The 21465-nt window shown below is 61.3% G+C and carries 20 protein-coding genes; 14 read left to right on the top strand and 6 right to left on the bottom strand.

All coding sequences use genetic code 11. The features are described 5' to 3' along the window. Positions 1 to 3 precede the first annotated feature (3 nt). The 6 genes from QD409_RS26210 (at position 4) to QD409_RS26185 (ending at position 6136) form a co-directional block, all read left to right on the top strand. Complete coding sequence (locus tag QD409_RS26210; RefSeq protein WP_092848634.1) at positions 4 to 855, top strand: enoyl-CoA hydratase family protein; 852 nt, start codon at positions 4 to 6, stop codon at positions 853 to 855. Between the two features lie 4 nt (positions 856 to 859). Further along, on the top strand, positions 860 to 2038 hold the full coding sequence (locus QD409_RS26205) for an acyl-CoA dehydrogenase family protein (protein WP_092848646.1): 1179 nt from the start codon (positions 860 to 862) through the stop codon (positions 2036 to 2038). A gap of 113 nt (positions 2039 to 2151) precedes the next feature. Further along, a complete protein-coding gene (locus QD409_RS26200) occupies positions 2152 to 3333 on the top strand; it encodes an acyl-CoA dehydrogenase (protein ID WP_430764046.1) in 1182 nt (393 codons plus the stop codon). Positions 3334 to 3341: 8 nt separating this feature from the next. Beyond that, complete coding sequence (locus QD409_RS26195) at positions 3342 to 3773, top strand: acyl-CoA thioesterase (RefSeq protein ID WP_092848657.1); 432 nt, start codon at positions 3342 to 3344, stop codon at positions 3771 to 3773. Next, on the top strand, positions 3751 to 4146 hold the full coding sequence (locus QD409_RS26190; RefSeq protein WP_092848660.1) for a RidA family protein: 396 nt from the start codon (positions 3751 to 3753) through the stop codon (positions 4144 to 4146). Before QD409_RS26195 ends, QD409_RS26190 begins: the two co-directional genes overlap by 23 nt. A 22-nt stretch (positions 4147 to 4168) precedes the next feature. Continuing rightward, positions 4169 to 6136 (top strand): 3-hydroxyacyl-CoA dehydrogenase NAD-binding domain-containing protein, encoded by a 1968-nt coding sequence (locus tag QD409_RS26185; protein ID WP_092848663.1) that lies wholly within the window; start codon positions 4169 to 4171, stop codon positions 6134 to 6136. A 15-nt stretch (positions 6137 to 6151) separates the two neighbouring features. On the opposite strand, the gene QD409_RS26180 is transcribed toward QD409_RS26185, so the two are convergent. From QD409_RS26180 to QD409_RS26170, 3 genes are all read right to left on the bottom strand, one after another. After that, complete coding sequence (locus tag QD409_RS26180; RefSeq protein ID WP_092848668.1) at positions 6152 to 7363, bottom strand: adenylate/guanylate cyclase domain-containing protein; 1212 nt, start codon at positions 7361 to 7363, stop codon at positions 6152 to 6154. Positions 7364 to 7519: 156 nt separating this feature from the next. After that, positions 7520 to 8422, bottom strand: coding sequence for an SDR family oxidoreductase (locus QD409_RS26175; protein WP_092848670.1), 903 nt, complete (start codon positions 8420 to 8422; stop codon positions 7520 to 7522). A gap of 85 nt (positions 8423 to 8507) precedes the next feature. Continuing rightward, positions 8508 to 9248 carry an SDR family oxidoreductase gene (locus QD409_RS26170; RefSeq protein ID WP_430764045.1) on the bottom strand — a complete coding sequence of 247 codons (741 nt, stop codon included), beginning with the start codon at positions 9246 to 9248 and terminating at the stop codon, positions 8508 to 8510. A 121-nt stretch (positions 9249 to 9369) separates the two neighbouring features. Between QD409_RS26170 and QD409_RS26165 the strand changes: the two genes are divergently transcribed. The 3 genes from QD409_RS26165 (at position 9370) to QD409_RS26155 (ending at position 12319) form a co-directional block, all read left to right on the top strand. Next, on the top strand, positions 9370 to 10281 hold the full coding sequence (locus tag QD409_RS26165) for a LysR family transcriptional regulator (RefSeq protein ID WP_092848679.1): 912 nt from the start codon (positions 9370 to 9372) through the stop codon (positions 10279 to 10281). Between the two features lie 137 nt (positions 10282 to 10418). Next, positions 10419 to 11765 (top strand): LLM class flavin-dependent oxidoreductase, encoded by a 1347-nt coding sequence (locus QD409_RS26160; protein ID WP_092848888.1) that lies wholly within the window; start codon positions 10419 to 10421, stop codon positions 11763 to 11765. An 11-nt stretch (positions 11766 to 11776) separates the two neighbouring features. Next, entirely contained in the window at positions 11777 to 12319 is a 543-nt protein-coding gene (locus QD409_RS26155; RefSeq protein ID WP_092848687.1) for a hypothetical protein, read from the top strand. A gap of 224 nt (positions 12320 to 12543) precedes the next feature. Here QD409_RS26155 and QD409_RS26150 read toward each other — a convergent pair whose 3' ends face one another. Next, positions 12544 to 12972: an OsmC family protein gene (locus QD409_RS26150; RefSeq protein ID WP_092848697.1), complete on the bottom strand. Its 429-nt coding sequence runs from the start codon at positions 12970 to 12972 to the stop codon at positions 12544 to 12546. 151 nt (positions 12973 to 13123) lie between these two features. Here QD409_RS26150 and QD409_RS26145 point away from each other — a divergent pair, with 151 nt between their 5' ends. After that, positions 13124 to 14389, top strand: coding sequence for a glycerate kinase type-2 family protein (locus QD409_RS26145; protein WP_430764044.1), 1266 nt, complete (start codon positions 13124 to 13126; stop codon positions 14387 to 14389). On the opposite strand, the gene QD409_RS26140 is transcribed toward QD409_RS26145, so the two are convergent. After that, the gene (locus QD409_RS26140; protein ID WP_092848715.1) at positions 14373 to 14582 is read right to left on the bottom strand and encodes a hypothetical protein; all 210 of its coding nucleotides are present in this window, start codon (positions 14580 to 14582) and stop codon (positions 14373 to 14375) included. The genes QD409_RS26145 and QD409_RS26140 overlap by 17 nt on opposite strands. 334 nt (positions 14583 to 14916) lie before the next feature. Here QD409_RS26140 and ggt point away from each other — a divergent pair, with 334 nt between their 5' ends. Next, positions 14917 to 16659: a gamma-glutamyltransferase gene (gene ggt, locus QD409_RS26135; RefSeq protein WP_092848720.1), complete on the top strand. Its 1743-nt coding sequence runs from the start codon at positions 14917 to 14919 to the stop codon at positions 16657 to 16659. A gap of 353 nt (positions 16660 to 17012) precedes the next feature. Continuing rightward, positions 17013 to 18467: an MFS transporter gene (locus QD409_RS26130; protein WP_430764043.1), complete on the top strand. Its 1455-nt coding sequence runs from the start codon at positions 17013 to 17015 to the stop codon at positions 18465 to 18467. 203 nt (positions 18468 to 18670) lie between these two features. On the opposite strand, the gene QD409_RS26125 is transcribed toward QD409_RS26130, so the two are convergent. Continuing rightward, on the bottom strand, positions 18671 to 18880 hold the full coding sequence (locus QD409_RS26125) for a cold-shock protein (RefSeq protein WP_034503699.1): 210 nt from the start codon (positions 18878 to 18880) through the stop codon (positions 18671 to 18673). A gap of 390 nt (positions 18881 to 19270) precedes the next feature. Between QD409_RS26125 and QD409_RS26120 the strand changes: the two genes are divergently transcribed. After that, positions 19271 to 19564, top strand: a complete 294-nt coding sequence (locus QD409_RS26120) for a hypothetical protein (protein ID WP_245298009.1) — start codon at positions 19271 to 19273, stop codon at positions 19562 to 19564. A gap of 121 nt (positions 19565 to 19685) precedes the next feature. Then, positions 19686 to 21239 (top strand): VOC family protein, encoded by a 1554-nt coding sequence (locus QD409_RS26115; protein WP_092848733.1) that lies wholly within the window; start codon positions 19686 to 19688, stop codon positions 21237 to 21239. Positions 21240 to 21465 lie beyond the last annotated feature (226 nt).

The raw sequence follows: 21465 nt of genomic DNA, 5'->3' as shown, positions 1-21465 counted from the left end.
GCGATGAGCGATCGGGACATGACGATGAAGGGACACCTGAAGCCCTTCAAGGATTACAGGCCGCAGCATTTCCTCTGGGATGTCAGCGAAGACGGACGCGTCGCAACCATCCGCCTGAACCGCCCGGAACGTAAGAATCCGCTGACCTTCGACAGCTATGCCGAGCTGCGCGATCTCTTCCGCGATCTCGCCTATGCATCCGATATCCGCGCCATCGTGCTGACAGGCGCCGGCGGCAATTTCTCCTCCGGCGGCGACGTCTTCGAGATCATCGAACCGCTGACCCGCATGGCGATGCCCGAGCTCCTGGCTTTCACGCGCATGACCGGCGATCTCGTCAAGGCGATGCGCAAATGCCCGCAGCCCATCATCACGGCGGTCGACGGCATCTGCGCCGGTGCCGGCGCCATCCTTGCCATGGCCTCCGATCTGAGGCTCGCGACGCCCGAAGCCAAGACGGCATTCCTCTTTACCCGCGTCGGCCTTGCCGGTGCCGATATGGGCGCATGCGGGATCCTGCCCCGCATCATCGGCCAGGGCCGCGCCGCAGAACTTCTCTATACCGGCCGCTCGATGACGGCGGCGGAAGGACACGCGTGGGGCTTCTACAACGGCCTGCACAACAATGCCGATCTGGAAAGCGAAGCGGTCAAACTCGCTCGTTCGCTGGCAGATGGCCCCTGGTTCGCCCACGGCATGACCAAGACCATGCTGAATCAGGAATGGGCGATGGGTATCGAGGAAATGATCGAATCCGAAGCGCAGGCGCAGGCGATCTGCATGGCGACGCAGGATTTCCGCCGCGCCTTCGAAGCCTTCGCGGCCAAGCGCCGGCCGGAATTCCAGGGGGATTGAGCTGATGTCCACGGCACGCAGCCTCCCCGGCCCGACACGCGATCACCTGGATTGGCCCTTCTTCGAGGAGCGTCATCACCGCTACACCGCGGAGCTCGACGCCTTCGGCAAATCCGCCGCCATGGCCTCGATCGACCATGCCGATGTCGATGGTGCTTGCCGCAAGCTGGTCAAGTCGCTCGGCGACGCCGGGCTTCTGGCCGCTGCGACGGGCACATCCCATGACGATCCCCTGATCGATTCCCGTATGGTCTGCCTCGCTCGCGAAACGCTGGCCTGGCATGACGGCCTAGCCGATTTCGCCTTTGCCATGCAGGGGCTCGGCACCGGGGCCATCGGCCTTTCCGGTTCGCCGGCATTGCGCACCGCTGTGTTGCCCAAGGTACGCTCCGGCGACTGGCTTGCCGCCTTTGCGCTTTCCGAAAAAGACGCTGGCTCCGACGTGGCTGCCATGAGCTGCGCCGCCCGTCTCGAAGGCGATCACTATGTTCTCGACGGCGAGAAGACCTGGATTTCGAACGGCGGCATTGCCGACGTCTACACCGTGTTCGCACGCACGGGCGAAGCACCGGGGACCCGCGGCATCTCCGCATTCGTCATCTTTGCCGATGACCCCGGCTTCTCGATCGCCGAACGCATCGAGGTGATCGCGCCGCATCCCTTGGCAACGATCCGCTTCGAGAATTGCCGCATTCCCGCGTCGCGCCGCCTCGGCGCACCGGGCGAAGGCTTCAAGATCGCCATGCGCACGCTCGACATCTTCCGCGCCTCGGTCGCAGCAGCAAGCCTTGGCTTTGCCCGCCGCGCGCTGGATGAATCGCTCGCCCACGTTCGCGCACGCCCCATGTTCGGCGCCACGCTCGGCGACCTTCAACTGACGCAAGCTGCCCTCGGCGACATGGCGACCGGCATCGACGCGGCAGCATTGCTGACCTATCGCGCCGCCTGGCGTCGCGACGTGCAGCGCCTACCGACAACGCGTGAAGCGGCCATGGCCAAGATGACGGCGACAGAAACCGCGCAGAGCGTCATCGACCGCGCCGTCCAGCTCTTTGGCGGGCGCGGCGTGAGGTCGGGCGAGATAACGGAAAGACTTTATCGGGAGATCCGCGCGCTTCGCATCTATGAAGGTGCGACGGAAGTTCAAAAACTCATCGTTGCGCGCGAACTTCTGAAGACCTAGAGCAGTTCCAGGAGAATTGCATAGCAATTTTCCATCCGGAATTGCGTGAACAAGGAAATTGAGCGGTTCAGGGCTTACGAAAACGCCGAACCGCACCAATGGGAGATAAGAGCATGAGCCGCGAGATTTTCGACTGGGCCGACCCGTTCCGGCTTACGGAGCAGCTGAACGACGACGAACGTATGGTGCTTGAAACAGCGCATTCCTATGCGCAGGAGAAGCTTAGCCCCCGCGTCCTCGAAGCCTTCCGCAATGAAAAGACCGATCCGGCGATCTTCCGCGAAATGGGCGAACTCGGCCTGCTCGGCCCGACGATTGCGCCGGAGTACGGCGGCGCCGGCCTCAGCTATGTCGCCTATGGCTTGATTGCCCGCGAAGTCGAACGCGTCGACAGCGGCTATCGCTCGATGATGAGCGTTCAGTCCTCGCTCGTCATGGTGCCGATCGATGCTTTCGGCTCGGAAGCGCAGAAGCAGAAGTATCTGCCGAAGCTCGCAACCGGCGAGTGGATCGGCTGCTTTGGTCTCACGGAGCCGAACCATGGCTCCGACCCGGGCTCGATGGTCACACGCGCAAAGAAGGTCGACGGCGGCTACAGCCTGACGGGCGCCAAGACCTGGATCTCCAATGCGCCGATCGCCGATGTCTTCGTCGTCTGGGCCAAGACCGAAGATGGCCTCATCCGCGGCTTCATCCTCGAAAAGGGCTGGAAGGGTCTGTCGGCACCGGCTATCCACGGCAAGGTGGGTCTGCGCGCCTCTATCACCGGCGAAGTCGTGATGGAGAATGTCTTCGTACCCGAGGAAAATTTCCTGCCGAACGTTTCCGGCCTCAAGGGTCCCTTCACCTGCCTCAACTCGGCGCGCTTCGGCATTGCCTGGGGTGCGCTCGGTGCGGCCGAGGATTGCTATGCCAAGGCGCGGCAATATGTGCTCGACCGCAAGCAGTTCGGCCGGCCGCTCGCCGCCAACCAGCTCATCCAGAAGAAGCTCGCCGACATGGTGACCGAAATTACGCTCGGCCTGCAGGGCTGCCTGCGTCTCGGCCGCATGAAGGAAGAGGGACATCCGCCGGTCGAGCTGACCTCCATCCTCAAGCGCAACAGCTGCGGCAAGGCGCTGGATATCGCCCGCGCCGCCCGCGACATGCTGGGCGGCAACGGCATTTCGGACGAATTCGGCATCGCACGCCATCTCGTCAACCTCGAAGTGGTCAACACCTATGAGGGCACGCACGATATCCACGCCCTCATTCTCGGCCGCGCCATCACCGGCATCGCCGCCTTTTCGAACTGAGGCCCGCCTTGGCGTTTAAAACCACCAGACCCCTGCGTTTCGGAGATTGCGACCCCTCTGGGATCGCATATTTCCCCTCCTATCTGAACATCCTCGTGGGGGTGCTGGAAGACTACTTTGCCTCGCTCGGCTTCCCCTGGAGGCGATTGATCGATGACCGCCGTATCGGTGTGCCCACCGTGCGGCTCGATCTGACCTTCATGAAGCCGGGCCTGCAGGGCGACGATCTCGAATTCGTGCTTGTCGTCCGCGGTATCGGCCGCTCCTCGCTCGATCTGGAACATCAGGTCTCGGCGAACGGCCATGTGCTGTGGACGGCCAAACACCGCGTCGTCGCCACCTCGCTCGATAACAATCAATCGCACGCATGGCCGGATGATATCCGCGCCGCGCTGACCTCTCATCTGGAGAAGACCGATGCACACCATCCTGCAACCTGAAGGCTGGGCCAAGCCGATCGGCTATGCCAATGGCATGGCGGCAACAGGCCGTATGGTGTTTGTCGGTGGCCAGGTCGGCTGGAATGCCGCCTGCGAATTCGAAAGCGACGATTTCGTCGAGCAGGTGCGCCAGACGTTGAAGAACGTCGTCGCCATCCTCGCCGAGGGCGGTGCCGAACCGAAGCACATCACCTCCATGACCTGGTATTTCACCGACAAGGCTGAATATCTCAGCAACCTCAAGGGCATCGGCCAGGCCTATCGCGAAACCATCGGCCGCCATTTCCCAGCCATGGCCGCCGTGCAAGTCGTCGCTCTCGTTGAGGATCGCGCCAAGATCGAGATCCAGGCAACCGCGATCATCCCCGAATAATATCGCACAGGCGGTCAGGATCATGTCGGCATTGCGCTTTTCGGACACCATCTCGGCGGCGCTCGCCGATGGCGTCCTCGTCGTCACCATAGACAACGCGCCAGTCAACGCGCTCTCAGCCGATGTGAGAGCCGGCCTGATGGCCGCGCTCAACCATGCAGAGAAAGACGGCGCGGTTGCGGGCGTCGTCCTCACCGGCGCAGGCAGTACCTTCATCGGCGGCGCCGACATCAAGGAATTTGGCAAGCCGCCGGTCGAGCCGCTGCTGCCCGATGTCATCTCACGCCTCGAAGCCTTTGCAAAACCCATTGCCGCAGCAATCAATGGCGCGGCGCTCGGCGGCGGCCTGGAAGTAGCTCTTGCCTGCCACCGCCGCCACGCTGCTCCATCAGCCAAGCTCGGACTGCCGGAAGTCAAACTCGGCATCGTTCCCGGCGCCGGCGGCACGCAACGCCTGCCCCGCCTGACCGGCATCGCCGCCGCCATCGACCTCATCGCCAGCGGGCGCATGATCCCTGCCGCTGAAGCCCTCAAGCTCGGCATTGTCGATAGCCTATCCAGCGGTGCTCCGGTCACGGATGCCGTTGCGGACATCAAGGCAACCGACATCTCCGCCCTTCGCCGCACCGGCCTGCTACCCGTCCCTTCGGAAGCAGCAGACACCATCGACAAAGCGGCAGCCGATGCATTGCGCAAGGCGCGCGGTCAACGCGCCCCGTCCGAAGCCGTCCGCCTCGTCCACCTGACAGCAACCTCCTCTCTCTCAGAGGGACTGGCGGAAGAACGCCGCACCTTCGTCGAGCTGCGTGACAGCGAAGAGGCAGCCGCCTTGCGTCATGTTTTCTTCGCGGAACGGTCCGCCGGCAAGGTCGAGGGGCTGGAGGCAGTCGCTCCACGCAAGATCGAAACGGTCGGCATCGTCGGCACGGGCCTGATGGGCTCGGGCATTGCCGTCTCGGCCCTCAACGGTGGCTACCGCATCATCGGCGTCGAGCAGAACGCTGAAGCGGCGGAGAAAGGCCGCGAACGTATCATCGGCCTGCTCGACAAGGCAGTGCAATCCGGCCGCCTCGATGCGGCTGGCCGTGAGGACCGCGTTGACCGGTTGGCGGTAACGGCCGACATGCAGCAGCTGACGCAGGCCGACATCGTCATCGAAGCCGTCTTCGACGATCTCACCGTTAAGACGGACCTGTTCCAGCGCCTCGATACGATCGTCCGGGCCGAGACAATTCTCGCGACCAATACGAGCTATCTCGACCCGGACGTTATCGCCGCCGCCACAGCATGGCCAGAGCGCGTCGTCGGGCTGCATTTCTTCTCGCCGGCGCATATCATGCGACTGCTTGAAGTGGTGAACTGCAAGCAGACGGCACCCGACGTGCTGGCATCAGCCCTTGCCCTGGCAAAGCGGCTGGGTAAACTGCCCATCGTCTCCGGCGTCACCGAAGGCTTCATCGGCAACAGCATCTTTTCCGCCTACCGCCGCGAAGCCGAATACATGCTCGAGGATGGCGCCTCGCCGCAGGAAATCGACGCAGCTCTGGAAGCCTTTGGCTTTCCGATGGGCCCGTTTGCCGTCTTCGACATGGCAGGCCTGGAAATTGCCTGGGCACGCCGCAAGCGGCAGGCCGCGACACGCGATCCTTCGGAACGCTATGTCGTCATCCCTGACCGGCTCTGCGAAGCCGGACGCTTCGGCCAGAAGACCGGGCGCGGCTGGTACGCCTATCCCGACGGCAAGAAGACGATCGATCCCGACGTAGCGGCCATGATCGACGCCGCCCGCGCCGAAAAAGGCATCGTGCCGAAAAAGTTCACCGCAGAAGAGATCGTCGCCCGGCTGCTTAAGGCCATGACCGACGAAGGCAACGCCCTGCTTTCGCGGGGAATCGCCGCCCGCGCCAGCGACATCGATCTCGTGATGATCAACGGATACGGGTTCCCGTCGAGCAAGGGCGGGCCGATGTTCGCCGCCGGCCGCCGCTAAACCGGTTCCGAATAGTCAGGCGGCCGAAGATAGCAGCGTGAATAGTTCCTGCGGCCGGTTGACGCCACGCAGCGCATAACGGCCGACGGAGACAAGATCGTTGCCCCGATTGGTCGACAGCGCCTCGACGAAATTCGACGACATCAGAATGTTGCGATCGGCCGAACGGCACATCGAGGCGATACGGCTGACCTCGTTGACGGCCGGCCCGATGACTGTGAAGTCCAGCCGGTCCATACTGCCGATATTGCCGTAGAAGACATCGCCGATATGCAGGCCGAGATAGACCTCCGTTACAGGCCTTCCTTCGATCTGCCGCTGCGAGTTGAGGTCGCGCAGTCGCTGGCGCAGCAGCGATTCCGCCATCAGCGCGGCAGCACAGGCATCTGCGGAATTCCTGGCCTTGAAAATCGCCAGCGTGCCGTCCCCGATCAGCTTCAGCACATTGCCGCCCGCCTCGTGGATCGAGGAGATGACCGCATCGGCATAGGCATTCAGCATCGGGATGATTTCGTCCGGCTCGGCGGTATCCGAGATGCGCGTGTAATTCGCGAGATCGGAGAACCAGAGCGCCGCCGAAATCCGCTCCGTCTTACCGCGGGTGATCTTGCCTTCAAGGACATGCCGCGCGGCATCCTCGCCGAGATAGACCTCGGCAATGGTGCGGGCGATGCGGCTCATGCCGGTGCACTTGACTGCGAGCGCAAGCGCCGGCGTCAGCTTGCGCAGCACGCGCAAATCCTCTTCCGGAAAACCCACTTCGGCTGCTGTAGCAAAGTTGGAATAGAAGCAGTCCATTTCGCCGATCGTGCCGCCTTCTTCGAAGCGGTGCACCATAGCGATGTAATCGGTATGACCATCGGCCAATAGCGTATCAAGCCCGAAGAAATCGGCAGGCTCGCCAAAACCGATGCGCCGGCGCACCTCGTCCCCGCCCGTCGCCAACAAGTGATAAAAGGCGGAACGCTGCCAATTCTCGGAGGCGATCCCCTGATGCGACGGGCCATATTCGAATTCGCGCTCGATCACCTGGTTGCCATCCCAGCGGAAGGCGCGGCCTTCATATACTGGATGCAACGTATCCATCAGCGCCATGGCCCGATCGAGGTTGAGGCCATGCTGACGGCACTGCTCGCAAAAGCCAGAGAGGATATCGACTTCCGTCATACCCTTGAGACCAGCCTGCATGAGCCAGCTGGCAATTTCGCCGATGTCCTTCGCGTCCATGGATATCTCCCGACCCTCTGAAGGATTCGCTTTAGTACGAAAATCCAAGGCTTGGAATGCCGTACTGCACAAAATAGTTTCGACGAACGTAAGTCATCGCCGCTCCTGTGGCACAGAAGCGGCGATTTGACAGGCTGGAAGGGCGGCGGCGAAGCCTTAGCCCCGGATATGAGGCTTCAGCAGATCTTCCAGACCGATGCGCCGGAAGAGCTCTGCGCGCACCCGATCAGCAACACCATTGACGATTTCCGCACCATCCTCAGAGGGATCTATGTGGGTACGGAAGGGCCGCGTTCCAAACGGCATATCGACGACATCGACGATTGCAGTCGCCACCGAAGCAGCATCGGCGTCCGCGGGCTCCAGCGAAGCAAGCCCCTTCAACGCCTGATCGGGAACGCCGGCATAGGGGCCATTGTCATATTCGGCGGCACGGGCTTTGTCTGCCGGCGAACCGGAATGGGCAAAATGATTGGTGCCTTTGGTGAAGGCGCCGGGCACGATAATGGCGGTCTCGATACCCCAGCGAGTTAGCTCCGAAGCGTAGGAGACGGCAAGCGAATCCATCGCCGCCTTGGCTGCAAAATAGGGAGAAAGATAGGGCGGCGTGCCACCGCGGGTGCTGGACGAGGATACCCAGACGACGAGCCCTTTCCCCTCTTTACGCATGTGCGGCAGCATGGCGCGATTGACGCGCTGGGTGCTGAGCACGTTGATGTCGTAAAGCTCCGCAAACTGCTTGGGCGTGAAAGCCTCAGCCGGACCGAAAGACATGTGGCCGGCATTGTGGATGATGGTGTCGATGTGGCCCTGCTCGGCGATGACAGCCGCAATGCCGGCTTCGACGGAGGCATCCGAAGCGACATCAAGTTCGACGCTTCTGAGATCGACGCCATTCTCCTTGGCAAATGCTTCAGCGGCAGCGACCTGCGCCGCATTGCGCCCTTGGGTTTCGCGGATGCCGGCATAGACCGTGTGGCCTGCCTTCGCGAGAGCCCGCGCCGTTAGAGCGCCGAAGCCGCTCGATGCGCCAGTGATAACGATGACTTGCTTGCTCATGGTCCTGTTCCTTTACTGGATTGGCTGTCGTTGACGATTGATGGGGGAAGATCGGCGGCGGGCATTATCCTGCCGCCTGGTTGGCTCAGATCATGCCGCCATTGGCGCGCAGCGTCTGGCCGTTGACCCAGCCGCCGTCCAGGCCGACGAGGAAGGAAACGGCAGCGGCAATGTCCTGCGGCGTACCCAAGCGCTCCAGCGGGTTCATCTTGGCCATGCGGTCGATGAGTTCATCGCTCTTGCTGTTGAGGAAGAGGTCCGTCGCCGTCGGGCCGGGAGCGACGGCATTGACGGTGATCGACCGGCCGCGCAGTTCCTTCGCCATGATGCCGGTCAGCAGCTCGACGCCGGCCTTCGTCGCGGCATAGACGCCGTAGGTTTCCAGCTTGAGGCCAACGATACTGGTCGAGAAGTTGACGATACGGCCGCCGTCGCGCAGGCGCTTGCCGGCTTCACGCAGCGTATTGAACGTACCCTTGAGGTTGATGGCGATATGGCGGTCGAAATGCGCATCGTCAGCATCGGCGATCTTGGCGAGCTGCATAATGCCGGCATTGTTGATCAGAACATCGACACCGCCGAAGGCAGCCTCGGCTGCATCGAACATGCGGCGCACGGCCTCGACATCGGAAACATCGGCTTTCGCGGTCAGCGCCTTGCCGCCCTTTTCTTCGATCTTGCGAGCGAGTTCCTCGGCGGCGGCCTCGCTGCCGGAATAGTTGACGACGACGGTGAAGCCATCCTCGGCCAAACGCTCCGCAATGGCGGCGCCGATACCCCTGGATGCGCCGGTGACGATCGCTACCTTGTTGGAATTATTGCTCATTTTCCTCATCCTTCATTGTTTTGCGCTGTAGCGCGTTTCGATGAGGAGAAAATGCCTCTTTTCAGAAGGCGGATAATCAGCCATTAATTGGCATCACTATCCGAAATTAGCGAACAGATAGATGGACAGATTCGATGCCATGCGGGTGTTTTGTCGGGTCGTGGAACGGCGCAGCTTCACGCTTGCCGCCGAAGACACCGGCCTGCCCCGCTCGACGGTGACGGACGCAATCAAGCAGGTCGAGGCACGCCTCGGCGTGCGCCTGCTACAGCGGACGACCCGGCACGTGAGCCCGACCCTCGACGGCGAGGCCTATTACCAGCGCTGCCTGCGCATCCTCTCCGACATCGAGGATGCGGAAGGCGCCTTTGCCGGCGCCAAGCCGAAGGGCGTGCTGCGTGTCGACGTGCACGGAACGCTTGCCCGGCACTTCGTCCTACCGAACCTGCCCTCCTTCCTCGAAACCTATCCCGATATCGAATTGCAGATCACCGAGGGCGACCGGTTCGTCGATCTGATCCGCGAGGGGATCGACTGCGTGCTGCGCGTCGGCACGCTGCAGGATAGCGACATGATCGGTCGTCGCGTCGCGATGCTGGAAGAAGTGACGCTAGCGGCACCCGCCTATGTCGAACGGTTCGGCATGCCCTCCCATCCGGATAGGCTTGACGGCCACCGCATGATCGGCTTCCGCTCCTCCGCAACGGGCGGCCTGCTGCCGCTGGAATTCCAAATCGACGGCGCGGTCCGCGAGATCACCCTGCCGGCGACCATCTCCGTCAATGCGGCAGAGAGCTACTTCGCCGCGGCCAAGCTCGGCCTCGGCCTGATTCAGGTTCCGCGCTACCACGCCGAGGAAGCGTTACGATCTGGCGAGCTGCTGCATGTCCTTCAGGACTATCCACCGACACAAACGCCTGTTTCGATGCTCTATCCGCGCAGCCGGCAGCTTTCGCCGCGCGTGCGCGTCTTCATAGACTGGCTGGTCAAGGTTTTCGCCGGACAGAACGGCGTCGAAACCGAGGCCGGATGAATATTCCGCGAAAGCGATCAAATAAATGAAATCGGCTCTTTGAATGCGCGAGGAGCACGCCTACGTCGTAGGGCATCATTCCGCTCGCGATGCCGTTTCGACGTCGTGACAGCCTGACGATTTTCGAGAGGGAGCCGATGACCGAACAGAAGCAATTGAAGCTCGGGGCCTTCATGCGTCCCGTCAGCCTGCACACCGGTGCCTGGCGTTACCCCGGCGCCTATCCGGACGCCAACTTCAATTTCCAGCACATCAAGAGCTTCGCACAGGAGCTGGAAAAGGCGAAATTCGACGCCTTCTTCATGGCTGACCATTTGGCGGTCCTCAACATGCCGATCGAGGCCCTGAAGCGCAGCCAGACGGTTACCTCTTTCGAGCCTTTCACCCTGCTTTCGGCGCTGGCAGCCGTCACCGACCGGATCGGCCTCGTCGCCACCGCCTCCACCACATTCGACCTGCCCTATCACATCGCCCGCCGTTTCGCCTCGCTTGATCACATCAGCGGCGGCCGCGCCGGCTGGAATATCGTGACGACATCCAATCCCGATGCGGCGCTTAACTTCGGCATGGAAGAGCATATGGAACATGGTGAGCGCTATCATCGCGCCCGCGAATTCTACGATGTCGTCACCGGCCTCTGGGACAGCTTCGCCGATGACGCCTTCATCCGCGATCCAGAAAGCGGCATCTTCTTCGATCCAGAGCGGATGCATGTGCTTGGGCACAAGGGCGAGGAGCTTAGCGTTCGCGGCCCGCTCAACATCGCCCGCCCGCCGCAGGGCTGGCCCGTTATCGTGCAGGCCGGGCAATCCGACGCCGGCCGGCAGCTTGCTGCCGAAACGGCGGAGGCGGTCTTTGCCGCTCCCCGCAATCTTGCCGACGGCAAGGCGATCTTTGCCGACATCAAGGGACGCATGAGGGCGATTGGCCGCAATCCGGACCATCTGAAGATCCTGCCCGCCGCCTTCATCGTCGTCGGCGACACGATCCAGGAGGCAAAGGCCAAGCGCGCGAAGCTCGATAGCCTCGTCCATTACGACAGCGCCATCGCATCCCTCTCGATTGCCCTTGGGCACGATGCCTCCAAATTCGATCCGGACGGCCCGCTGCCGGAGATTCCGGAGACCAATGCCAGCAAGAGCGGCCGCGAACGCGTCATCGCCCTTGCCGAAGCCGAAAAACTCACCGTGCGCCAGCTTGCCCAGCGCCTCGGCGGCTATGCCGGCCTCGCCTTCGTCGGCACGCCGCAAAGCATCTCCGACGAAATGGAGCAATGGTTGCACGAGGAAGGCTCGGACGGTTTCAACGTCGTCTTCCCATTCCTTCCGCAGGGCCTGCTTGACGTAACGACCCGTGTTGTTCCAGAGCTTCAACGTCGCGGCATCTTCCGCCACGACTACGAAGGCACGACACTGCGCGAGCACCTCGGCTTGCCGCGCCCGGAAAACCGCTTCTTCAAGGCAACGGCTGCAGCTGCGCAGTAAGAGAGAATGACATGAGCCATATCACACCGATCGACTACGAAACCGCTTCGGAGGCCGTGCGCGCCGAGCACGATCGCGAGGTACAGCTGCGCGGCCGCATGACGAACATGAAGCGCACTCTGCTGCATTCGCCGGTGGCGCATCGCATCTATGCGGAATGGTTTCCCTTGCGCGAAGAGCTGCGCCCGGCGCTGGACGATCGCGCCGTCTGGCTGCTTTGCCATGCCATCGCGCTGGAATGCCGTTCGATCATCCCCGTCGGCTTTTTCCGGCGCGCGCTGATCAATGCCGGCCTGACGCCGGAGACAATCGTGCCGACCGAGGATGAGGCACTGCTGATCGAGTTCGGCAAGACCATCGTCAGGGATTCGAACGCCATTCCTGAAGACGTCTGGGCACGGCTGAAGGCGCGCTACGACGAACCGACCCTTGCTAATCTCGTGGCTTTCGCGGGGATCATGATCGCGACGGCAATCTACAATAACGCGGTGAAGATCGATATCGATCCGGAGCTTGGGCCTTATCTTGAAGGGGTTGAGTTTCCGGCGAAATAGCGAAAGGCCCCTCACCCCAGCCCTCTCCCCGTTTTGACGGGGAGAGGGAGCGATCTCGCCTAGACCTCTTCTGACCGCGCGCAGAAGGAGGAAGAATGCGCACCCTCGCCAACTCAGCGCTGAAAGAGGGAACGGTGATGGCGCCGCTATCCCCTTCTCCCCGTCAAAACGGGGAGAAGGTGCCCGACAGGGCGGATGAGGGGCTCTCGCCACCTACTCCAAAGTTACCCCGAAATCGTCGTTGAAAACTGCGGATTGCCCCGGATCGTGTTGCTCACGGTGCAGATCTCATCTTCGGCGGCATGGGCAATCGCGTTGCGGACCTCGTCGCTAAAATCGCCCTTGATGGTGAAGGCGATGTTGAACTTCTCGACGCGGGAAAGGCCTTCGGTCGCCTTTTCGCCTGTTACGACGGCGGTGACTTCGGTGAGCCTGTCGAGCACGCCGAGGCTGCTGGCCGCCATGCGGGCGCTCAGAACGAGGCAAGCGGACAGCGACGAATAGAGCAGATCGAGCGGGTTGAAACCGGGCTGCGACGGCGAGGTGACGATGTCGATCTCGCCGCCGGTCACGGACGTCACATGCGGAAAACCGGTACGGCCGACCGTAGCGGTGGCGCCCGTCTGCCTCGTCTTCACTTTCAGTTCGGCCATTTCGAAAATCCTTGAAATAAAAGCGTGAAACCCTTTTCCTCTACATAGGGATTCATCGTGCCGGACACAATTGCAGTTCCAACCCCTTGCGTCTTCGAACCAGTTAAGCCACCAAGTGGTTACACGCTCATCGCAAGACAGGCAGCTAGACATGACCGTTTCCGATCCTCGCGCCTTCCTGACCTCGCTGTTTGATGCAGCCGTTCGCGCCGCCGATCCGCTGACCGGTATCCGCGCCAATCTGCCAGCAAAGCCGAAGGGCCGGACGATCGTCATCGGCGCCGGCAAGGGCTCCGCCCAGATGGCGGCCGCGCTGGAGCAATGCTGGGATGGCCCGCTGGAAGGTCTGGTGGTGACGCGTTACGGTTTCTCCGCCCCCTGCCGCCAGATCGAGATCATCGAAGCCGCCCATCCCGTACCCGACGAGGCCGGCCTCGTCGCCTCCCGCCGACTTCTGAAGCTCGTTGAGGGCTTGACGGAGGACGATCTGGTGATCGCCCTGATATCAGGCGGCGGCTCGGCCCTGCTGCCCTCGCCGGCCGGCACGCTGAGCCTCGACGACGAGATCGCCGTCAACAAGGCGCTGCTCGCATCCGGCGCACCGATTTCGACGATGAATGTCATTCGCAAGCATCTGTCGACCATCAAGGGAGGCCGGCTCGCAGCCGCGGCCTATCCGGCTAGGGTCGTCTCTCTCGTCGTCTCGGACATCCCCGGCGACGATCCGGCGCTGGTGGCATCCGGCCCGACCGTGCCCGGCGCGGGCACGCGCACTGAGGCGCTCGACCTCATCCGCCTCTACCGCATAGAGCTGCCGCCGGCCGTTCTCGCCCATATCGAGAAAGCCGAAGCGGATGCGCCGCGCCCGAACGACCCGCGCTTTGCTGGCAATGAAGTGCATCTCATCGCATCTGCCGGCGTCTCGCTGGAGGCTGCTGCCGAAGTGGCTCGCGCTACGGGTATCGAAGTGGCCATACTCTCCGACGCCATCGAGGGCGAGGCTCGCGAAGCCGCCCATGTCCATGCCGCAATCGCCCGCGAGGTGCTGCATCGCAATCGCCCCTTCACCAAGCCCGTCTTGCTGCTCTCCAGCGGCGAAACGACGGTGACCCTGAAAGGCAAAGGCAAGGGTGGCCGAAACTCGGAGTTCCTGTTGTCGCTGGCAATCGATATCGACGGCCACACCGGCATTCACGCCATGGCTGCCGACACGGACGGCATCGACGGCAGCGAAGACAATGCCGGCGCCTTTGCCGATGCCGGCACCGTGGCGCGATTGCGCAAGGCTGGACTGGTTCCCGCCGAGCTGCTGGCAAACAACGATGCCTGGACGGCTTTCAATGCGATCGGCGATCTATTCGTGCCCGGCCCGACGGGAACGAACGTCAACGACTTCCGCGCTATCCTGATTGTGTAGGCTCGCGTAGCAGGCTGGCGTCGCTGCAATCGTCGCAGCGCCAATAGGCAGCAGCCATCGATGACCATCGGAAGAAGTGCCGCCTGCAATGGCCGCACTCGATTTCAACGACATGCGTCTTTTCAGAAACGACGAGTGGCTTGACCTGCGTCTTGCGCTCGCTTTTCCACCGTTCAAGCCTCGTCACGGTCATCAACACCCCCAACGCAATACAACTATCTTGCCCGAAGACGCCCTAAAATAGATTCAACTAATAAAAGAAATATTACAGATGCCGGGTCGTCAACTGCTCTTGCGCCTCGGGAAGAATGGAATTGATCCAACGCTCGCATCTGCTCGATTTGACGCGCTTCCGCAGCGCATTCGACATCGGCAGCACCAGGCCCCGTGAGAGCCTGCACATCTGTTACCGGCTCTCATCGCAACGGCGCCCTCGAAAATTTGCAACTGAGGATATCGCCATTTCCGCCGGGGACGCCATTTCAAGGATGGGCTACGTTCCCAAGCCAATAATGTGAGGCATTATCATGCGCCATTTCCGCCATCGAGCGATTTCGTCGGTGACCCTGCTCACCTTTGCCCTCTTCTCCGTAACAGCCAGAGCCGCCGCGCCGCCGCCAGTCGAGGCCGAACATGGCATGGTCGTCACGGCGCAGCATCTCGCCACCGATGTCGGCGTCGAAGTGCTGAAAAACGGCGGCAATGCCGTCGATGCGGCCGTTGCCGTCGGCTATGCACTGGCGGTGGTCTATCCGACCGCCGGCAATATCGGCGGCGGCGGCTTCATGACCGTCCGCATGCGGGATGGCAAGACGGACTTCCTCGATTTCCGCGAGCGCGCACCGCTGGCAGCCAAGAAAGACATGTATCTCGACGACAAGGGCAATATCGTCAAAGGCGCAAGCACCGATGGCTATCTCGCCGTCGGCGTGCCGGGCTCGGTCATGGGCCTCGAAACGGCCCGCGAGAAATACGGGACGAAATCCCGTCAGGATCTCATCGCGCCGGCCATTCGCTACGCCAAGGAAGGCTTCACGCTGAACCAAGCCGATGCCGCAGAACTGAACGAAAACAAGGATTGGCTTTCCCGCGATCCGGCCGCCGCCGCGATCTTCACCAGGGCGGACGGAAAGCCCTTCGCGACAGGTGACAGGCTGATCCAACCGGATCTCGGCAACGCTCTCTCCGGCATTTCAGATCAAGGACCGGATGGTTTCTACAAGGGGCCGGTCGCCAACGCCATCGTCAAGGCAAGCCAGGACAAGGGTGGCATTCTCGCGAACCAGGATTTCGAGCAGTACAAGGTCCGCGAACTCGAGCCGGTTAAGTGCGACTATCGCGGCTACCAGATCATCTCCTCGCCGCCACCTTCTTCTGGCGGCGTCATCATCTGCGAAATCCTCAATGTATTGGAAGGCTACCCGCTGTCCTATACCGGCTACGGCTCGGCCGACACCGTGCACCTCATGGTCGAAGCCATGCGCCATGCCTACGTCGACCGCAATTCCACGCTCGGCGATCCCGATTTCGTCGACAATCCCGTCAGCAAGCTGTTGGACAAGGATTATGCCAAAAAGATCCGCGACAGCATAGATCCCTACAAGGCCGGCGTCTCCAAGGATCTGATGCCGAAAGGCCTCGGCGAAAGCCATGAGACCACGCATTATTCCATCGTCGACAATGACGGCAACGCAGTCGCCGTCACCTACACGCTGAACGGTTCCTTCGGCGCCGGCGTTGTCGCGCCCGGCACGGGGATCCTCTTGAACAACGAGATGGACGACTTCACCTCCAAACCCGGCGTGCCCAATCTCTACGGCCTGGTGCAGGGCGAGGCCAATGCCATCGAACCGAAGAAGACGCCGCTGTCTTCCATGAGCCCGACGATCATCGCCAAGGATGGCAAGCCCTTCATGGTGATCGGCAGCCCGGGCGGTTCGCGTATCATCACCATCACGCTCGAGGCGATCATCAACGTCATCGATTTCGGCATGAACATTCAGGAAGCCATCGACGCGCCGCGCATCCATCATCAATGGCTGCCGGATAAGGTCTACATGGAGCCGCATGCGCTTTCGCCCGATACGATCAAGCTGCTGGCCGGCATGGGCTATACGGTTCAGGTCGATAAGGATTGGCCGATCTGGGGCCAATCGGCCGGCATCCTCGTCGGCGGCAAGAGCCTCAGCGATATCGCCAAGGGCGGTGGTGCCCGCTACAACGGCGCCATGGACAGCCGTGCCGGCTCCGGACTAGCGGCTGGTTACTGATAGCGGCGCGCCTGTCGACTCAATGAATCAGGCCGGTGCCGCACACGGCGGCGCCGGTCTTTTGACATCCAAATGCCTGCCGAAACGAGCACATTATCTTACGCCGCAAAACCAACCGTGAGCATTTCAGCGCCATATTGCGCTATTCATTCACTTCGCGTTCATTTGCCGCTGCGTTCACGCTTATGTGAGCCATTTTTTCCATTCCGATCAATAGGATTTGCGATTTCTGATATGGCATTCGCGTCCGAGCGGGAGTATACAAGCGGCCGTTCAAATAGGCCTTCGCGCCGTGACCAGACTTGCGGTTCTGTCTTAGGACCCCACCGCACCATCGAGAGCGATCCCCGACAATGTCGGATCAGATATTCCAGGCCGCCCCCACCCGGCGGGCCGCACCGAATTTTCGTGTAGTAGCACTTATCGTAGCAAGTGCGATGTTCATGGAACAGCTTGACGCGACCGTGCTCGCAACAGCCCTTCCGACCATGGCAAGAGACTTCGGCGTCAGCGCGCCGGCCATGAGTATCTCGCTGACGTCATACCTTCTCAGCCTCGCAATCTTCATTCCCGCAAGCGGCGCCATCGCCGACCGCTTCGGGTCGCGTACCGTCTTCCGATCCGCCATCGCGGTTTTCGTTCTCGGCTCGCTTCTGTGCGCGCAGGCGCCAAACCTGTTCTTCCTCGTCCTTGCACGACTGCTGCAGGGTCTCGGCGGCGCGATGATGCTGCCGATCGGCCGTCTCGTGCTGATGCGTAGCGTCGCCCGCAAGGACATGGTCAATGCCATGTCCTGGCTGCTGATCCCCGCGCTCATCGGCCCCATCCTCGGCCCGCCGGTCGGCGGCATGTTCGTGACCTATCTCGACTGGCGCTGGATCTTCTACATCAACGTGCCGATCGGCATCATCGGCTTTATCCTGGTGACGATGTTCATCGAGGAGGTGAAGGGGCCACGCATTGGCCGCTTCGATCTCTCGGGCTTCATCCTCTCGGGTATATCGCTGGGTTCGCTGCTCTTCGGCTTCGAAATGTCGAGCCGCGAGGGCGAAGGCTATCTCGCTATCTTCCTGATCTCGATCGGCCTTCTGTTTGGCATCGCCTATCTGCGCCATGCCCGCAAGCATCCTTCGCCGATCATGGATTTCTCGCTGATGAAGGTGCCAACCTTCCGCACCTCGGTTATCGCCGGTTCGCTGACGCGCATCAGCCAGGGCGCCCACCCCTTCCTGATCCCCTTGATGCTGCAGCTCGGCTTCGGCCTTTCGGCGGCCGCAGCCGGCCAGATCGCCATTGCGACCGCGCTAGGCTCCATGGCAATGAAACCCTTCCAGGTTCGCATCCTGCGCACCCTCGGCTTCCGTACTGCCCTCATCATCTTCGGCCTGATCGGCACGCTTGGCTATGGCCTATGCGCCATCTTCAAGCCGGATTGGCCGCTGCCGGTCATCTTCGTGATCCTGTTCTTCTGCGGCTTCTTCATGTCGTTCCAGTTCACGGCCTACAACACGATCGCCTATGACGAGATCGAGCGCGACCGCATGAGCATCGCGACCAGCTTTTACTCGACCTTCCAGCAGCTGATGCTTTCACTCGGCATTTGCGTCGCCGCCCTTGCTCTGCATGGCTCGACGCAGTTCCTTGGCCATGCGAAGCCCGAGATGGTCGACTTCTCAGTCGCCTTCATCGTCGTAACGGCCATTGCGCTTCTCGCGGTGATCTGGAACGCCAGCTTCTCGCGCACAGCCGGCTCCGAGATCAGCGGCCATCGCCGCAAGTCGCTGGAAGACACCCTCGGCGAGCATTGAACTGGCTCAAGCTGCCCCTGATGTAAAGTCAAGAAAAAGCGCCTATCATCTCTCAACGCTTCGATCTCGACGAACGGCTTTATCCGCCCTGCCGAAGCAGGGATGAGGACAAAACAAAAAGGCCGGGTCAACCCGGCCTCTTCCTTCATTGTCTCAACGATCTATGCCGGCACATCCGTGGACAAAGACCGGAAACAAATGGCTTACATGGCTTCCAGCTGATCAGCCGACATCTTGCCCGAACGCTTGTCCTTGACAAGCTCGTAAGAGATCTTCTGACCATCGCGCAGCGTGCTCATGCCGGCGCGCTCAACGGCTGAAATGTGCACGAAAACATCCGTCGCGCCATCATCGGGCTGAATGAAACCAAAACCCTTGGCTGCATTGAACCACTTTACAGTACCTGTGCTCATAACGATGACCTTTCAATCACTCATACTAAGATACCAATCCAGGTAACCTCCGGATGGCAGTCGACCGATTTTGGGAGGTAAGTTCGTCAATGTCGCACGGAGTGCATCGAGGCAAAGCTCATTCACAAATATCGATGGCTAATTTGTATCCGATAAGCACACCCTTCACAAGTAGGAACATCTAAAGTATCAGAAGGTTGGACGGCTCGCCTGAAAATGGCATAGGCGACGTCGACCGGTATCGCAATTTAAGATTGAATATCAACAGCCTTACCTTTGGGCCTCCTCTCCTCTTGCCGCGGACGACGACAGACTTCTATCGCTAATGCAGGGCGTCCACCGCCAAAGGATGAGATTAACGTCTTGTACATGTGGCCGATGAGCTTAGGCTTGAAGCCAATACCGATACCTATACGAGCCCAGGAGGCCAGTATGACGCCACCGAATAAAGACAGCCTGTTTGGCTCCAAAAAGCAGGCGCCGTCAGCGAAGGCCGATCACCTCGATTCCACGGTCAAGGAAATTCTTGCCAGCGAGCATTCGATCCGCGAGAGAAAAACAGCTCGCCTGCGTGAGCTTCGTCTTGAGAAGGAAGCGTCGCAGTCGCCGCCTGAGCCCAAGACAAAATCCAAGCGAAAGACTGCAAAAACATCCGGAATGGGCGAAACCGATTCTGGCAAGTAGCGTAACGCGACAAACGACGTTGCGCTTTTTGTGAACACTGCCTCCACGGACTGCGCATTGCATTGAACAATAGCCGCGGCCTAAATAGTGACCAGAATGAAATAACAGTCTGGAGCATCCCATGGTCGCCGGCATCCATCACATCACGCTGATCACCCGCAAGGTACAGGCGAATGTTGATTTCTACGTCGGCTTCCTTGGCCTGCGCCTCGTCAAGCGCACTGGCGGCTTCGAGGACGCTACGCAGCTTCATCTCCTTTACGGCGATGCCACCGGCTCGCCCGGCTCGCTGATCACTTTTCTCGTCTGGGAAGACGGCTCTCCCGGCCGCGCCGGCGTCGGCCAGGTCGGCGAAATCTCGCTCGCGATCAATCCGACGAGCATCGGCTTCTGGCTGACGCGCGCGCTGACGGCCGGCCTCAAGCCGGAAGGCCCTTCCGAGGAATTCGGCGAGCCGGTCCTGCGATTGAAAGATCCGGACGGCGTCATCGTCAAGCTCGTGGGAACCACGACCTTGCAGGCGGCGGCTCCGTGGACGGTCGACACCATTCCGCAGGAACACGCCATTGCCCGCATCCGCGGCGCAACGCTGTTCAGCGAAACGCCCGAGGAAACACAGGCGATCCTGATCGATCACTTCGACTACCGGCCGCTGGCTACCACCGGAGCGGTCAGCCGGCTCGTCTCGGCACCGGGCGACATCCTCGATATCCGGGATGCGCGTGGCTTCTGGGCAAGCGCGCCGGGCACTGGCACGGTCGATCATGTCGCCTTTCGTGCTACCGATGATGCCGAGTTGCAGTCGGTTCGCACCGCGCTGCAGGCGATCAATTCCTGGCCGACGGCGATGCATGACCGCAAATATTTCCGCTCGCTCTACGTCCGCGAGCCCGGCGGCATCCTGTTCGAACTCGCCACGGACGCACCGGGCATGCTAATCGATGAGGACGAGGCGACGCTTGGCACGCGCCTCTTTGCCCCAAGCGACAGTCCGGCACTTCTGGCCGAGTTGAACGTGGTGTTGCCGCAGTTCTCCATGCCCGGCGAACCGCGCGTCATCTATCGCGATCTGCCCTTTATCCATCGCTTCTTCACACCCGAGCAGCCGAACGGCAATATCTTCATTCTGCTGCACGGCTCCGGCGCCAACGAAACGACGATGCTGCCGGTCGCCCACAAGATCGACGCCGGCGCAACATTGCTCACGGTGCGCGGCCGTGCACTCGAGGAAGGTGCGCCGCGTTGGTTCCGTCGCAACGGGCCGATGTCCTTCGATCAGGCCGATATCGCCAGCGAGGCCGAAGTCTTCGCCGCCTTCATCGATGGCGCGATCCATGCCTACGGGCTCGATCCGGACCGCATCGTCTATATCGGCTATTCGAACGGCGCCAACCTGCTGAACGCCATGCTTTCGCTGCACCCGCACGTCATCCGCCGCGCCGTGCTGCTGCGCTCCATGACCGCTCTCGAAAATCCGCCGGCGGCTGATATGTCAGACGCGGAAGTACTCGTTGTTGCTGGCGAGAAGGATCTATATGGCCCTTACGCTCAGCCGTTGGCCGAGCGCTTGCGTGAAGGCGGCGCCAAGGTCGAGCTTGCGACGGCGCCTGCCGGTCATGAGTTTGACGATGCCGACGTGCCTGTCATCCAGGCATGGTTGAACAAGTCTGCCTGAGGCGGATCTTCTGAGCATGAACGACAAAAGCCCGCCGGATGGCGGGCTCAGACTGCTGACAAACCTCTGGCTTTGGCCGGAGGTTTTTGATTCAATGGGACATGTTGAAGAAACCTTGTGCCGAACAGACGGCTCTCGAGATGGTGACGCTCGACAGCCTGGTGCCGAGAGATCATCTGCTTCGCAAGATCGATGCGGTGATCGACTTTACTTTCATCCATGATCG

Origin of the sequence: Rhizobium sp. BR 315 (assembly GCF_050577975.1) — a bacterium.
Classification (GTDB): Bacteria; Pseudomonadota; Alphaproteobacteria; order Rhizobiales; family Rhizobiaceae; genus Rhizobium; species Rhizobium miluonense.
The sequence above is the reverse complement of the archived record's forward strand: the minus strand, read 5'-3'. Positions and strand labels throughout refer to the sequence as shown.

Bases quoted from the DNA above. Each gene is read 5' to 3' on its own strand.
- QD409_RS26210 (WP_092848634.1), top strand. From the start codon at position 4: ATGAGCGATCGGGACATGACGATGAAGGGACACCTGAAGCCCTTCAAG.
- QD409_RS26205 (WP_092848646.1), top strand. From the start codon at position 860: ATGTCCACGGCACGCAGCCTCCCCGGCCCGACACGCGATCACCTGGAT.
- QD409_RS26200 (WP_430764046.1), top strand. From the start codon at position 2,152: ATGAGCCGCGAGATTTTCGACTGGGCCGACCCGTTCCGGCTTACGGAG.
- QD409_RS26190 (WP_092848660.1), top strand. From the start codon at position 3,751: ATGCACACCATCCTGCAACCTGAAGGCTGGGCCAAGCCGATCGGCTAT.
- QD409_RS26185 (WP_092848663.1), top strand. From the start codon at position 4,169: ATGTCGGCATTGCGCTTTTCGGACACCATCTCGGCGGCGCTCGCCGAT.
- QD409_RS26180 (WP_092848668.1), bottom strand. From the start codon at position 7,363: ATGGACGCGAAGGACATCGGCGAAATTGCCAGCTGGCTCATGCAGGCT.
- QD409_RS26175 (WP_092848670.1), bottom strand. From the start codon at position 8,422: ATGAGCAAGCAAGTCATCGTTATCACTGGCGCATCGAGCGGCTTCGGC.
- QD409_RS26170 (WP_430764045.1), bottom strand. From the start codon at position 9,248: ATGAGCAATAATTCCAACAAGGTAGCGATCGTCACCGGCGCATCCAGG.
- QD409_RS26165 (WP_092848679.1), top strand. From the start codon at position 9,370: ATGGACAGATTCGATGCCATGCGGGTGTTTTGTCGGGTCGTGGAACGG.
- QD409_RS26160 (WP_092848888.1), top strand. From the start codon at position 10,419: ATGACCGAACAGAAGCAATTGAAGCTCGGGGCCTTCATGCGTCCCGTC.
- QD409_RS26155 (WP_092848687.1), top strand. From the start codon at position 11,777: ATGAGCCATATCACACCGATCGACTACGAAACCGCTTCGGAGGCCGTG.
- QD409_RS26150 (WP_092848697.1), bottom strand. From the start codon at position 12,972: ATGGCCGAACTGAAAGTGAAGACGAGGCAGACGGGCGCCACCGCTACG.
- QD409_RS26145 (WP_430764044.1), top strand. From the start codon at position 13,124: ATGACCGTTTCCGATCCTCGCGCCTTCCTGACCTCGCTGTTTGATGCA.
- QD409_RS26140 (WP_092848715.1), bottom strand. From the start codon at position 14,582: ATGACCGTGACGAGGCTTGAACGGTGGAAAAGCGAGCGCAAGACGCAG.
- ggt (WP_092848720.1), top strand. From the start codon at position 14,917: ATGCGCCATTTCCGCCATCGAGCGATTTCGTCGGTGACCCTGCTCACC.
- QD409_RS26130 (WP_430764043.1), top strand. From the start codon at position 17,013: ATGTCGGATCAGATATTCCAGGCCGCCCCCACCCGGCGGGCCGCACCG.
- QD409_RS26125 (WP_034503699.1), bottom strand. From the start codon at position 18,880: ATGAGCACAGGTACTGTAAAGTGGTTCAATGCAGCCAAGGGTTTTGGT.
- QD409_RS26115 (WP_092848733.1), top strand. From the start codon at position 19,686: ATGGTCGCCGGCATCCATCACATCACGCTGATCACCCGCAAGGTACAG.